Below are 13,045 nucleotides of genomic sequence, written 5' to 3'. Positions count from 1 at the left end.
AGGAAGTCATGCCCCCCAGGAAGCGGTTGACCGCGGTCATCAAGCTCCAGATCAACGCCGGTGCGGCCACCCCCGCGCCGCCCGTGGGTCCGGCGCTCGGCCAGCACGGCGTCAACATCATGGAGTTCTGCAAGGCCTACAACGCCGCGACCGAGTCGCAGCGCGGCAACGTGATCCCGGTCGAGATCTCGGTCTTCGAGGACCGGTCGTTCACGTTCGTCACCAAGACCCCGCCGGCCGCGCGCATGCTGCTCAAGGCCGCCGGTGTCGAGAAGGGCTCGGGCGAGCCCCACAAGACCAAGGTCGCCACGGTCACCCGGGACCAGGTCCGCGAGATCGCCACCACCAAGATGGCCGACCTCAACGCCAACGACCTCGACCACGCCGAGAAGATCATCGCCGGCACCGCCCGGTCGATGGGCATCACGGTCGTCTGAACCAGCTCCACCTGAAGCAGTGGGAGGGCCCCGCCAGGCCCGTTCACCACACGATCGGGGTCACTGACCCCGCGAGAGGAACCACCATGGCGAAGCACGGCAAGAAGTACCGCGCGGTGGCCGACAAGGTCGACCGCGCCACCCTGTACAGCCCGCTCCAGGCCGCCGCGCTGGCGAAGGAGACGTCGACGACGTCCTACGACGCCACCGTCGAGGTCGCGATGCGCCTCGGCGTCGACCCGCGCAAGGCCGACCAGATGGTCCGCGGCACGGTCAACCTGCCCCACGGCACCGGCAAGACCGCCCGCGTCATCGTCTTCGCGACCGGTGACAAGGCCGCCGAGGCCGAGGCCGCCGGCGCCGACGTCGTCGGGTCCGACGACCTGATCGAGCGCATCCAGGGCGGCTTCCTCGACTTCGACGCCGCCATCGCGACACCGGACCAGATGGCCAAGGTCGGTCGGATCGCCCGCATCCTCGGCCCCCGCGGCCTGATGCCGAACCCGAAGACCGGCACCGTGACCCCCGACGTCACCAAGGCGGTCAACGACATCAAGGGCGGGAAGATCAACTTCCGCGTCGACAAGCAGGCCAACCTGCACCTGGTCATCGGCAAGGCCTCCTTCGACCAGGAGAAGCTGGTCGAGAACTACGCGGCCGCCCTCGACGAGGTGCTGCGCGCCAAGCCGTCGTCGGCCAAGGGCCGCTACGTCAAGAAGGTCACCATCTCGACGACGATGGGCCCCGGCATCCCGGTCGACCCGAACCGCACCCGCAACATGCTGGCGGACGAGCCTTCCGCGTAAGGAGGACCGCCTTCCCAGCACCTCACGACGGCCCCGCTGCGCACCTGCGCGGCGGGGCCGTCGTCGTATCGCGTACCCTTGTCGTCGTTCCCCCCACGACCGCTGGTCGTCGCACGTCCGCGTGCGATCGAAGGTCCCGGAGTTCCGGGCGGCCCGCGCAGGAGGACGGTTCGATCGGCGGGCCCGTGCGCCCGCCTCTCGCCCCGTGCGCCTGCGCCGGGGCGTTCCTCGTCTCCGGGGCACCCGATCGCCCGCGCTCGTGCGATGGCCAGTGGTCGCCCGACAGACGAGAGGAGGCCCATGCCCACGCAGGCGAAGGCCGCGGTGATCGACGAGATCACCGAGCGGTTCCAGAACTCGAGTGCGGCGGTGCTCACCGAGTACCGCGGGCTGACCGTGGCGCAGCTGACCGAGCTGCGTCGTTCCCTCGGTGCGGGCAGCAGCTACGCGGTCGTCAAGAACACCCTGACGAAGCGGGCGGCGGACTCGGTCGGCTTCACGGAGCTGGCCCCGCTGCTCACCGGTCCCACCGCGATCGCCTTCATCGAGGGCGACCCGGTCGAGGGCGCCAAGGCCCTTCGCGACTTCGCGCGGGCCAACCCGCTGCTCGTCGTCAAGGGCGGCGTGGTCGACGGCCGACCGGTCGACGCCTCCGAGGTCACCCGCCTCGCCGACGTCGAGCCCCGTGAGGTCCTGCTGGCCAAGCTGGCCGGCGCGATGAAGGGCAACCTGACCAAGGCTGCCGGGCTCTTCCAGGCCCCGCTGTCGCAGGTCGCCCGCCTCGCCGCTGCGCTGCAGGAGAAGAAGGCCGCCGACGCCCCGGCTGCCGAGGCCGCTCCTGCCGCCGACGACGCACCTGCTGCTGACACCACCCCCGAGACCGACGCTGCCGCCGCCGACGCGGCCAGCGACGACTGACCCAGAAGGAGATCGACATGGCCAAGCTTTCCAGTGCAGAGCTGCTCGACGCGTTCAAGGAGATGACCCTCCTCGAGCTGTCCGACTTCGTGAAGCAGTTCGAGGAGACCTTCGAGGTCACCGCTGCTGCTCCCGTGGCCGTCGCGGCCGCCCCGGCCGCCGGTGGCGGCGGTGGCGGTGCCGAGGCCGCTGCCGAGCAGGACGAGTTCGACGTCATCCTCGAGTCCGCCGGTGACAAGAAGATACAGGTCATCAAGGAGGTGCGCGGCCTGACCTCGCTCGGCCTCAAGGAGGCCAAGGACCTGGTCGACAACGCGCCGAAGCCGGTCCTGGAGAAGGTCGCCAAGGACGCTGCGGACAAGGCCAAGGCCGCCCTCGAGGGCGCCGGCGCCACCGTCACCGTCAAGTAAAGGACCCCGGCGCCCCCCAGCCCTCGCTCCGCTAGGCCCGGGTCCCTGCGCCGCGGCCGTTCCATGGCGTCGCCTCGCGGCTTCGCCGCACAGGGGCCGTCCTCCTTCGGGAGGGCGGCCCCTGTCGCGTCCCCTGAGCGAGGGAACGCCGAGCACCGCCGGAGGAACTAGATGGAGACCCGGGTCACGTAAAAGGCGTGACACACGTAACCTGTCGCCGGCGTGGTCGTTATCGACGAGTTGCCAGAGTGCGCACGACGTTCCGGATGCGTGTCCGGCTGTGGTGCAGCACACTGCCGGGGCTCGTCGATGCGGCGGGGCGGGGACCCGGTACTAGTACCGGAACGGGGAGGCGGGGATCGTGGGCGTCGCAGTCGAGGTCGAAGGTCTGTCGAAGTCGTTCGGCAGCCAGAACATCTGGAGCGACGTCACCCTGACCCTGCCGCCGGGGGAGATCTCGGTCCTGCTCGGACCCTCCGGCACCGGCAAGTCGGTGTTCCTGAAGTCGCTGGTCGGCCTGCTGAAGCCCGAGCGGGGCTCGATCGTCATCAAGGACACCGACATCGTCCGGACCAGCGAGCACAAGCTCTACGAGATCCGGAAGCTCTTCGGCGTGCTGTTCCAGGACGGCGCCCTGTTCGGGTCCATGAACCTCTTCGACAACATCGCCTTCCCGCTGCGGGAGCACACGCGGAAGAGCGAGTCCGAGGTCAGGTCCATCGTCCTCGAGAAGATGGACATGGTCGGCCTGCAGGGTGCCGAGGGGAAGCTCCCCGGTGAGATCTCCGGCGGTATGCGCAAACGCGCCGGCCTGGCCCGGGCCCTGGTGCTCGACCCCGAGATCATCCTGTTCGACGAGCCGGACTCCGGTCTCGACCCCGTCCGCGTGGCCTACCTCAACCAGCTGATCGTCGACCTGAACGCGCAGATCGACGCCACCTTCCTCATCGTCACCCACGACATCGGCACGGCCCGGACGGTGCCGGACAACCTCGGGCTGCTGTTCCGCAAGAACCTGGTCATGTTCGGCCCGCGCGAGCAGCTGCTCACCTCGCAGGAGCCCGTGGTCCGGCAGTTCCTCAACGGCCGCCGCGAGGGGCCGATCGGGATGAGCGAGGAGAAGGACGTCGCCCAGGTCGAGGCCGAGATGGCCGCCCTGGAAGCCCGCGGCGGCGACTCGCACAACGGCGTCGGCCCGAAGGGGGCCAGCGGTGGCGACGCCGTCCCGCCGCAGCTGATCCCGTCCGAGGGGCTGCCCGAGCGCAAGGCCGAGCGCCGCCGGCAGGAGCGCGTCGCGCGAATGCTGCACGAGTTCGACGAGACGACGCAGGCCGCGATCCGCCAGTCGCTGCCCGAGGAGCTGCTCGCGCAGGCCGACGCCGGCGTCTTCGAGCCCACGGCGGGCCAGGGCGGACGGCACTGGGCGCCCGAGGCCGGCGCCTCCGCCACCGCCGTGCTGCCCCGGTCGGGCGGCGGCTCGTGAGCACCACCGAGGAGCCGAAGGCCCCCGGCCTGCTCGACGGGCGGTTCTCGCCCACCCGCCCGCTGGCCGCCAGCGGCGATCTCTTCGCCTTCGCGCTCGACGTCCTCAAGGCCCTGCCCAAGCGGCCGTTCCAGCTGCGCGAGTTCATCCAGCAGGCCTGGTTCGTCGCGAGCGTGACGATCATCCCCACGGCGCTGGTGGCGATCCCGTTCGGCGCAGTGATCGCCCTGCAGCTGGGATCGCTCACCCGGCAGCTCGGCGCCCAGTCGTTCACCGGGTCGGCGTCGGTCCTCGCCGTGCTGCGCGAGGCCAGCCCCATCGTCACCGCCCTGCTGATCGCCGGCGCGGGTGGCTCGGCCATCTGCGCCGACCTGGGCGCCCGCAAGATCCGCGACGAGATCGACGCGATGGAGGTGCTGGGCATCAGCCCCATCCAGCGCCTCGTCGTCCCCCGGGTGCTCGCCGCCATGCTGGTGGCGGTCCTGCTCAACGGCCTGGTCAGCGTTGTCGGCGTCGCCGGCGGCTACTTCTTCAACGTGGTGCTGCAGGGCGGCACACCGGGCGCCTACCTGTCGTCGTTCAGCGCCCTGGCCCAGATCGAGGACTTCTGGGCGTCGGAGACCAAGGCGCTGGTGTTCGGGCTCATCGCCGGCATCGTCGCGTCCTACAAGGGGCTCAACGCAGGAGGCGGCCCCAAGGGCGTCGGTGACGCGGTGAACCAGTCCGTCGTCATCACCTTCATCCTGCTGTTCGCGGTGAACCTGGTGATGACGGCGATCTACTTCCAGCTCGTCCCACCGAAGGGGTCGTGATGGCGCTCTTCTCCCCGGTGGACCGGGTCCGGGTCGGCCTGCGGCGGCTCCGGCGCGCAGGCAGGCAGCCGCTGGACTCGCTCGAGAACCTCGGCGACCAGCTCGGCTTCTACGGCCGCGCCCTCGCGTGGACCCCGCGCACGCTGCGGCGCTACAAGAAGGAGGTCATGCGGCTGCTGGCCGAGGTGACCTTCGGGACCGGTGCGCTCGCGGTCATCGGCGGCACGGTCGGCGTCATCGCGGCGCTGTCGTTCTTCACCGGCTCGGCGGTCGGCCTGCAGGGGTACGCCGCCCTCGACCAGCTGGGCACCTCGGCCTTCACCGGCTTCCTGTCGGCCTACTTCAACACCCGCGAGATCGCCCCGCTGGTCGCCGGGGTGGCGCTGTCGGCGACGGTCGGCTGCGGGTTCACCGCCCAGATCGGCGCCATGCGGATCAACGAGGAGATCGACGCCCTCGAGGTCATGGGCGTGCCCTCGCTGCCGTTCCTCGTGACCACCCGGATCATCGCCGGCTTCATCGCGGTCGTCCCGCTCTACGTGCTGGGGCTCCTGACCAGCTACTTCGCCACCCGGACCATCGTCACGCAGGCGTACGGGCAGTCGGCCGGCACCTACGACCACTACTTCAACCTGTTCCTCCCGCCGGAGGACGTGCTGTGGTCGTTCCTCAAGGTGCTCGTCTTCGCCGTGGTGGTCATCCTCACCCACTGCTACTACGGCTACCGGGCCAGCGGGGGACCGTCGGGCGTCGGCATGGCCGTCGGCCGGGCCGTGCGCTTCTCCATCGTGGCGATCAACGTCATCGACCTCTTCCTGTCGCTGGCCATCTGGGGCTCGACCACGACCGTCCGGATCGCGGGGTGACCGACCGATGAGCAGGAGCAAGGTGATCCGCACCCGTCTCCAGGGCGTGGCGTTCCTCGTCGTCCTCGCCCTGCTGCTCGGCCTGGCGGTCGCGCAGTACAACAAGGCGTTCGCCGACGTCGTCCGGGTGACGCTGGAGTCCGACACCGCGGGCAACCAGCTCCAGGCGGCCTCCGACGTGAAGCTGCGCGGCGTCATCGTCGGCGAGGTGCGCGAGGTCGAGGCCGGCGTGGACGGCGCCGTGATCGAGCTGGCGCTCGACCCGGAGCAGGTCGACCAGATCCCTGCCGACGTGACCGCGCGGCTGCTGCCCAAGACCCTCTTCGGCGAGCGCTTCGTGTCCCTCGAGCTGCCGGAGAACCCGAGCGGGGAACGGCTGGCCGAAGGAGACGTGATCGGCCAGGACCGGACGAGCAACGCCATCGAGCTGCAGCGGGTCATCGACGACACGCTGCCGTTGCTCCAGGCGGTACAGCCGGAGGATCTCGCCTTCACCCTGGGGGCCGTCGCGGACGCCGTCCGGGGCCGCGGCGACGACCTCGGCGCGAACCTGGCCGCGACCGGTGAGTACGTCGGGGAGATCAACACCGTCCTGCCCGAGTTGCAGGCCGACATCTCGGGCATCGCCGACTTCGCCGAGACCTACGACGGCGCCGCCGACGACCTGCTCGCCGTCCTGGACAACCTCGCGGTCACCAACACCACCGTGGTCGACCAGCAGGAGCAGCTGCGCCGCACGTTCAGCGTGGGCACGAGCTCCGCCAACGTGGCCGCGGGGTTCCTGGAGCGCAACGAGCGGAACCTCATCTCGCTGGCGGAGACGTCGCGGCCGGTGCTCGGTCTCTTCGCCGAGTACTCGCCGGTCTACCCGTGCCTGCTCGACGGGCTCGCCTCCTCGGTGCCCCGCATCGGCGAGACCTTCGGCACCGACGGAGACCCGGCCCTGAACCTGAACATCGTGTTCACCCTGCCGCCGCGGAACCCCTACGCGCCGGGTGACCAGCCGATCTACGCCGAGACGGCGCCGCCGGACTGCCGCGGTCTGGACGACATCGACGGGGAGATCGCCCAGGCCCAGGCGGGGGAGTACTACTGCCCCTACCCGCCCCTCGACGGCATCGAGTCGCCGGAGAGCGAGCTGCGGGACGAGCCCGCCTGCTACGAGGGCGGCGCCGACGACGGTGGCAACCCGAACAACGTGCCCGGTGGCGCGCGGGAGGGGCGGTCGCTGCCCGACGTGCTGGCCGGCTCCTCGGCCGAGCTCGACTTCGTGCGCAGCATCCTCGCGTTCCAGACCGGCGACGAGCCCGGTGACGTGTCCGACCTCGGCGCCGCGACCCTGGCGCCGGTCCTGCGGGGGAAGAACGTGATGTTCCGATGAAGGGCCAGCTCAGGGGCCTGGGCGGACCGCTGGTCAAGCTGCTCGCCTTCGCGCTCGTGACCATCCTGGCGGCCTACGTGCTCATCACGACCATCACGAACGCCGGCTACGGGGAGCAGCTGACCTACCGGGCCCAGTTCACCGACGTCGCCGGGCTGGTCGAGGGCGACGAGGTGCGCATCGCCGGCGTCCGGGTGGGCCAGGTGGTCGGCATCGGGCTGTCGGACGAGACCGACCGCCCGGTCGCGGAGGTGGAGCTGGAGGTCGGCGAGTCGGTGCCGCTCCCGAGCAGCGTCGAGGCGACCATCCGCTTCCGGAACCTCGTCGGCCAGCGGTACATCGCCCTCACCGAGGGGGAGGGCTCCGGCGGCGACACGCTCGAGTCCGGAGCGGTGATCCCGGTGGCGCAGACGACGAACGCCCTCGACCTCACCGTCCTGTTCGGGGGCTTCCAGCCGCTGCTGCAGGCCCTCTCGCCGGAGGACGTCAACCGGGTCTCCTTCGAGATCATCCAGGTCTTCCAGGGTGAGGGCGGGACCGTGGAGAGCCTGCTCGGGCACGTCGGCTCGCTCACCAACAGCCTGGCCGACCGCGACCAGGTGATCGGCAGCGTCATCGACAACCTGACCACCGTCATGGGCACCCTCGCCGCCCGCGACGAGCAGCTGTCCGGGCTGGTGGTCAGCCTCCAGGAGTTCGTCACGGGTCTGGCCGGTGACCGGGAGGTCATCTTCGACTCCCTGGCCACCATCGACCAGCTGGCCACGAGCACCAGCGGCTTCCTGGAGGACGCGCGGGCTCCGCTGACCGCCGACATCCAGGCGCTGGACGACCTCTCGCGCAACCTCGGCGACACCGGGGACGTGGTGGAGCGCTTCCTGCAGACCGTGCCGGCCAAGCTCGACCTCACCACCCGGACCGCCATCAACGGCAGCTGGTTCAACTTCTTCCTGTGCCGGGCCGGGGGCACGGTGACGCTCCCCGCGACCCCGCTCGGTGGGGCACCCGCGGCCCAAAAGTTCGAGTTCGAGAGCGGCGCGGAGGGGTGCAGCTGATGGCTCGCCGGTCCACGAACTTCCGAGACCGCAACCCGGTGATCATCGGGGCGGTCAGCCTGAGCGTGATCGCCGCCATCGTGCTGCTCGCCTTCAACGCGCAGTCGCTGCCGCTGATCGGCGGGGGGACCGTCTACAAGGCGCAGTTCTCCGAGGCCGCCGGCCTGCGGGCCGACGACCCGGTCCGCGTCGCCGGGGTCAAGGTGGGCAACGTCGAGAGCCTCTCCCTCGAGGACGGCGCGGTGACCGTCGAGTTCCGGGTGAAGGACGCCTTCGTCGGGGACCGGTCCGAGGCGGCGATCAAGATCGAGACCGTGCTCGGCGCCAAGTACGTGGCGCTGGTCCCCCGCGGGTCGCAGGAGCTGGACCCCGACGAGCGCATCCCGCTGGAGCGGACGGCGTCGCCCTACGACGTCGTAGAGGCCTTCGCCGACCTCTCCACGACCGTGCAGGACATCGACACCGGTCAGCTCGCGGCCAGCTTCGAGGTGCTGGCCGACACCTTCGCCGAGACCCCCGAGGAGGTGCAGACCTCGCTCCAGGGCCTCGCTCGGCTCTCGGACACGATCGCGTCGCGGGACGCCGAGCTGCGCGAGCTGCTGTCCTCCACCCGCGAGGTCACCCAGGTGCTCGCCGACCGCAACGGTGAGTTCACCCAGCTGATCATCGACTCCAACACCCTGCTCACCGAGGTGCAGGAGCGGCGGGAGCTCATCGACTCGATCCTGGAGAGCACCCAGCAGCTCGCCGTGCAGCTCTCCGGCCTCGTCGACGACAACCGCGAGGTGCTGACCCCGGCTCTGCAGCAGCTGTCCCGGGTCACGGACATCCTGTCCCGCAACCGGGCCGCGCTGGGCGAGACGGTGAAGGAGCTGGCGCCCTTCGTCCGCGTCTTCACCAACACCCTGGGCAACGGGCGCTGGTTCGACAGCTTCGTCAACGACCTCATCCCCACCGTCGTCGGTGCGGCCGTCTGCGGCGGCGCCGACACCCCGGTGACCGGCTGCGAACCGACCGAGGGAGGTCGCTGATGAGTGGCAGCCTGCAGCGCGCCGTGGCCATCACGGCGGCGCTCGTGCTCCTCGCCGCGGTGGGGTGGACCGTCCTGCGCCCGCCTGGGCAGTACCGGGTGACCGCGTTCTTCGACGAGACGGTCGGCCTGTACCCCGGCTCGGACGTCCGGGTGCTCGGCATCCCCATCGGCACGATCGACGAGGTGGTGCCCCTGGGCGACCAGGTCCGCGTCGAGATGAGCATCGACGAGGACTACGACGTCCCGGCCGACGCCGACGCGATCATCCTGGCGCCCTCGCTGGTCTCCGACCGCTACGTGCAGCTCGCCCCGGTCTACGACGGGGGTCCGACGATGGAGGACGGCGCCGAGATCCCGCTGGACCGCACCGCCATCCCGGTGGAGCTCGACGCGGTGTACGGCGCGCTCGACGAGTTGTCGGCGGCCCTCGGCCCCACCGGTGCCAACGCCAACGGAGCCCTGTCCGACCTCGTCGACGTCGGGGCGGCCAACCTGGAAGGCAACGGTGACGAGCTGAACCGCACCCTCACCGGCTTCTCGCAGGCGGTCGAGACGCTCGCCGAGAACCGCGACGACCTGTTCGGGTCCCTGGAGAACCTCCAGACCTTCACCAGCGCGCTGGCCACGATCGATGCGCAGGTCGGCCAGTTCAACGACAACATGGCCGCGGTCGCCGACCTGCTCGAGGGCGAGCGCGCCGACCTCCAGGAGGCGGTGGTCCTGCTCAGCGACGCCCTGGGTGACGTGGCCGGCTTCGTCCGGGACAACACCGCGCTGCTGACGACGAACGTCGACCGGCTCGCGGACGTGACCCTCGTGCTGGTCCAGCAGCGCGCCAAGCTCGCCGAGGTGCTCGACGTGGCACCGGCGGCGCTGAGCAACCTGGCCCGCGCCTACAACCCCGACTACGGCACGCTCGACACCCGGGACAACGGGGTCGGCTCGCTCAACGCCGAGGTCGTCGTCTGCGGGCTCCTCGCGCAGGCCGGGCGGATCGAGCTCGAGCTGCCGGTGGCGCTCCCCGACCTCACCGGCCCGCTGCGCGACAGCGTCCAGGACGTCTGCTCGCGGCTGCTGTCCGGTGACGCGAACGCCGACGGCGCCGCCGACGACCTCAACAACAACCGCATCCCCGACTACGAGGAGCTGCGCGACGCGCTCCTCGGGGGCGGTGGCAGCGGTGGCGGTGTCCACCTCCCGGGCCTGCCCGCGGTCACCCTGGCAGGTGCCAAGTGACCGCCCGGTGGCAGCGGGCCGGTGCCCTCGCGGTCGGGGTGCTGCTGCTCGGCGGCTGCGGCTTCCGCGGCGCCTACTCCGTGAGCCTGCCCGGCGGTGCCGACCTCGGCGACGACCCGTACACGGTGGAGGTCGAGTTCCTCGACGTCCTCGACCTCGTGCCCCAGTCCGGCGTGCGCGTCGCCGACGTGCCGGTGGGCCGGGTGGACGGCATCGAGCTGGACGAGGAGGACTGGACCGCGGTCGTGACGATCCAGGTCAACGGGGACGTCGACCTGCCGGCCAACGCGGTGGCGGCGATCCAGCAGTCCTCGCTCCTGGGGGAGAAGTACGTCGAGCTGGCCGCCCCGGGGAACGAGGAGGCGGAAGGGCGCCTGGAGGACGGCGCGCGGATCACGCTGGACCGCACGAACCGCAACGTCGAGGTCGAGGAGCTCCTCGGGGCCCTCTCCCTGGTGCTCAACGGTGGTGGGCTGGCCCAGCTCCAGACGATCAACCGCGAGCTCGGGGACGCGCTGGAGGGTCGCGAGGCCGAGATCAAGGACACCCTGGGCCAGCTGGACACCTTCATCGGCGGTCTGGACGAGCAGCGGGCCGAGATCAACCGTGCCCTGGACCGCTCCGACGAGCTCGCCCGCACGCTCGCGGAGCGCACCGCCACCATCGAGACGGCCCTCGACACGATCGGCCCGGGGCTCGACGTCATCAACGAGCAGCGCGGGCTGCTGGTGTCGATGCTCGAGGGGCTGGCCCGGCTCGGGGACGTCGGCACGCGGGTCATCAACGCGTCGGCGACCAACACCATCGAGGACCTGAAACTCCTGCAGCCGATCCTCAGCCAGCTCGCCGCGGCCGGCCCGGACCTCGCGAACTCGCTGGAGCTGCTGCTGACCTATCCGTTCCCCGACAGCTCCCTGTCGGCGCTGAACTACCGCCAGGCGCAGACCGGTGGCACGGCGCTGTTCACCAACATGACCGCGACGGTCGACCTGGACCTCACCCAGCTCCTCTGCCGCTACGTCGTCGACCAGAGCGGCGCGCTCCGCGAGCTCCCGCTGACGGAGGCCCTCAGCCAGGGCAAGTGCGGCGCCGAGGGCGGCGGCACGGTGTCGCCGGCCGGCGAGGAGTCGACCGCCGCGGCGCAGCAGTCGTCGCAGTCGTCGGAGAGCCGGCCGGCCGGGCTCGGCGACGCCACCGGGCAGGTCATGGACCAGTTGCCGGAAAGTGACCCGGCGGCGAGCCGCGCGGGGCTGCCCCTCGTGTCGGAGGTGGGACCGTGATCGCTCGCGCGACCAAGTTCAAGCTGGCGGCCTTCGTCACCCTGTCCGTCGTGGCGATGGCCTACCTGGGCTTCACCTACGTCGGCCTCGACCGCGTCCTCCTCGGGGGCAGCTACGAGGTGGCGGCCGACTTCGAGCAGTCCGGCGGGATCTTCGTCAACGCCGAGGTGACCTACCGCGGAGTCGCCGTCGGCCGGGTCACCGACATGCAGGTCGTCGAGGACGGCGTCCGCGTGGTCCTCCGCATCGACCCGGACGCCGAGCCCATCCCCGCCGACACCGAGGCCACGGTCGCCACCCGCAGCGCGGTGGGGGAGCAGTACGTGATCCTGCGGCCCACCAGCGAGGGCGAGCCCTACCTCGAGGACGGCTCGGTCATCCCGAAGGAGCGCACCAGCACCCCCGTGCCGGTGGAGCAGATGCTGCTCAACCTCGACGGGCTCGTGGGCTCGATCGACCAGGACAACCTGCGGATCGTCATCGAGGAGCTCGGGCGGGCCTTCGAGGGTGCCGGGGACGACCTCGGGCGGCTCATCGACAACGGGGACCTGCTCCTGGCCCGGGCCACCGAGTCCCTCCCGCAGACCCTGGCGCTGATCACCGACGGCCAGACGGTGCTGGACACCCAGCGGGACAGCCGCTCGGCGATCCGCGCGTGGGCGGCGGACCTGCGGCTGGTCACCGACACGCTGGTCGACCTGGACCCGGACCTGCGCGAGATCGTGGTCAACGCGCCCGACGCCGGGGAGGCCCTGCAGACGCTGGTGGAGGACGCCGGCCCGGGCCTGGGCTCGCTGGTCCGCAACCTGGACATCCTGAACGGGGTGACGATCCCGCGGCTCGACGGCGTGCGCCAGATGCTGGTCACCTACCCGGACGCCGTGTCCGGCGGGTTCACCGTGGTGCGCCGCGACGAGGACGGCGTCCTGCGCTCGCACTTCGGGTTCGTGCTCAACGCCGGGGAGCCGCATCCCTGCACCACCGGCTACGTGCCCAGCTCCACGACCCCCACCCAGGGCGCGGTCGAGGCCGTCGACACCGACGCCGTGCGCTGCGACGTCATCAACGGTGTCGACCCGGCGCCGGGCGATGCCTACGACGAGAACGGGTCTAACATCCGCGGCGAGCAGAACATCGGCCGGGACGGCGGCCAGGCCGGCGCCTCACCGGAGGGTCCGGCCGGCGGTGGGGGTCTCCCCGCCGCGCCCGGTCCGCTCGCGCCGCTCACCGACCTGCTGGGCGGGCTGGTCTCGGCCAGCCCCTTCTCCAGCGTCGCGGGATGAGCGGCATGCCGACGGTCGACGTCGCCCATCGACGAGGAGGAGTGC

The 13,045-nt window shown here is 71.1% G+C and carries 13 protein-coding genes; all 13 read left to right on the top strand.

The features are described 5' to 3' along the window. Nucleotides 1-8: 8 nt before the first annotated feature. The 13 genes from rplK to DQ239_RS03810 all read left to right on the top strand — a co-directional run bounded on the left by rplK (nucleotide 9) and on the right by DQ239_RS03810 (nucleotide 13,000). Nucleotides 9-437, top strand: coding sequence for a 50S ribosomal protein L11 (gene rplK / locus DQ239_RS03870; protein WP_113832938.1), 429 nt, complete (start codon nucleotides 9-11; stop codon nucleotides 435-437). Between the two features lie 86 nt (nucleotides 438-523). Next, nucleotides 524-1,243 (top strand): 50S ribosomal protein L1, encoded by a 720-nt coding sequence (gene rplA / locus DQ239_RS03865; RefSeq protein ID WP_113832936.1) that lies wholly within the window; start codon nucleotides 524-526, stop codon nucleotides 1,241-1,243. A 300-nt stretch (nucleotides 1,244-1,543) separates the two neighbouring features. Next, nucleotides 1,544-2,161: a 50S ribosomal protein L10 gene (gene rplJ, locus DQ239_RS03860; RefSeq protein WP_113832934.1), complete on the top strand. Its 618-nt coding sequence runs from the start codon at nucleotides 1,544-1,546 to the stop codon at nucleotides 2,159-2,161. A 17-nt stretch (nucleotides 2,162-2,178) separates the two neighbouring features. After that, a complete protein-coding gene (rplL, locus tag DQ239_RS03855) occupies nucleotides 2,179-2,571 on the top strand; it encodes a 50S ribosomal protein L7/L12 (protein ID WP_113832932.1) in 393 nt (130 codons plus the stop codon). Between the two features lie 361 nt (nucleotides 2,572-2,932). After that, nucleotides 2,933-4,054 carry an ATP-binding cassette domain-containing protein gene (locus DQ239_RS03850; RefSeq protein WP_113832929.1) on the top strand — a complete coding sequence of 374 codons (1,122 nt, stop codon included), beginning with the start codon at nucleotides 2,933-2,935 and terminating at the stop codon, nucleotides 4,052-4,054. 29 nt (nucleotides 4,055-4,083) lie between these two features. Next, on the top strand, nucleotides 4,084-4,866 hold the full coding sequence (locus DQ239_RS03845) for an ABC transporter permease (RefSeq protein ID WP_348519322.1): 783 nt from the start codon (nucleotides 4,084-4,086) through the stop codon (nucleotides 4,864-4,866). Then, on the top strand, nucleotides 4,866-5,732 hold the full coding sequence (locus DQ239_RS03840) for an ABC transporter permease (RefSeq protein ID WP_233488707.1): 867 nt from the start codon (nucleotides 4,866-4,868) through the stop codon (nucleotides 5,730-5,732). Before DQ239_RS03845 ends, DQ239_RS03840 begins: the two co-directional genes overlap by 1 nt. Before the next feature lie 7 nt (nucleotides 5,733-5,739). Next, on the top strand, nucleotides 5,740-7,113 hold the full coding sequence (locus DQ239_RS03835) for an MCE family protein (protein ID WP_113832927.1): 1,374 nt from the start codon (nucleotides 5,740-5,742) through the stop codon (nucleotides 7,111-7,113). Then, nucleotides 7,110-8,168: an MCE family protein gene (locus DQ239_RS03830; RefSeq protein WP_113832925.1), complete on the top strand. Its 1,059-nt coding sequence runs from the start codon at nucleotides 7,110-7,112 to the stop codon at nucleotides 8,166-8,168. The genes DQ239_RS03835 and DQ239_RS03830 overlap by 4 nt, the downstream gene beginning before the upstream one ends. Then, the gene (locus DQ239_RS03825; RefSeq protein WP_113833303.1) at nucleotides 8,168-9,199 is read left to right on the top strand and encodes an MCE family protein; all 1,032 of its coding nucleotides are present in this window, start codon (nucleotides 8,168-8,170) and stop codon (nucleotides 9,197-9,199) included. The genes DQ239_RS03830 and DQ239_RS03825 overlap by 1 nt, the downstream gene beginning before the upstream one ends. Then, nucleotides 9,199-10,437: an MCE family protein gene (locus DQ239_RS03820; RefSeq protein ID WP_113832923.1), complete on the top strand. Its 1,239-nt coding sequence runs from the start codon at nucleotides 9,199-9,201 to the stop codon at nucleotides 10,435-10,437. Before DQ239_RS03825 ends, DQ239_RS03820 begins: the two co-directional genes overlap by 1 nt. Then, nucleotides 10,434-11,717: an MCE family protein gene (locus tag DQ239_RS03815; RefSeq protein ID WP_113832921.1), complete on the top strand. Its 1,284-nt coding sequence runs from the start codon at nucleotides 10,434-10,436 to the stop codon at nucleotides 11,715-11,717. The genes DQ239_RS03820 and DQ239_RS03815 overlap by 4 nt, the downstream gene beginning before the upstream one ends. After that, nucleotides 11,714-13,000 (top strand): MlaD family protein, encoded by a 1,287-nt coding sequence (locus tag DQ239_RS03810; RefSeq protein WP_113832919.1) that lies wholly within the window; start codon nucleotides 11,714-11,716, stop codon nucleotides 12,998-13,000. The genes DQ239_RS03815 and DQ239_RS03810 overlap by 4 nt, the downstream gene beginning before the upstream one ends. The last annotated feature ends 45 nt before the right edge of the window (nucleotides 13,001-13,045 follow it).

This window comes from Blastococcus sp. TF02-09 (genome assembly GCF_003319105.1).
Classification (GTDB): domain Bacteria; phylum Actinomycetota; class Actinomycetes; order Mycobacteriales; family Geodermatophilaceae; genus Blastococcus.
Note: the sequence above shows the minus strand (reverse complement) of the source record. Positions and strands in the feature narration are given on the sequence as shown.